Genomic DNA, 387 nt, shown 5'->3' with positions numbered 1-387 from the left:
CGGTCGATCTCGGCTTGCGCCCGGGCGAACAGAGCTTCGAGCTGGCCGCTGCGGGCCTCGAACGCCTCGGCGAATTGGTGCTCGCGGGCCTCCATCATTCCGGCGATGGCCGGGCTCGCCTGCTCGATCACGCTCTGCAGGGCCTGGGTCCGGTGCTCGATCGTCCCGGCGATCTCGCGGCTGCGGCCGTCGACCAGGCGGTCGATCTCGGCTTGCGCCCGGGCGAACAGAGCTTCGAGCTGGCCGCTGCGGGCCTCGAACGCCTCGGCGAATTGGTGCTCGCGGGCCTCCATCATTCCGGCGATGGCCGGGCTCGCCTGCTCGATCACGCTCTGCAGGGCCTGGGTCCGGTGCTCGATCGTCCCGGCGATCTCGCGGCTGCGGCCG

1 protein-coding gene is annotated in these 387 nt (G+C 71.8%); it reads right to left on the bottom strand.

Going from position 1 to position 387, the window contains the following annotated elements; all coding sequences use genetic code 11:
- On the bottom strand, positions 1–387 hold a 387-nt coding region (locus AKJ13_RS32080; protein ID WP_160320647.1), incomplete at both ends, for a hypothetical protein.

This window comes from Methylobacterium sp. ARG-1 (assembly GCF_001262595.1).
Classification (GTDB): domain Bacteria; phylum Pseudomonadota; class Alphaproteobacteria; order Rhizobiales; family Beijerinckiaceae; genus Methylobacterium; species Methylobacterium brachiatum.
The sequence above is the reverse complement of the archived record's forward strand: the minus strand, read 5'-3'. Positions and strand labels throughout refer to the sequence as shown.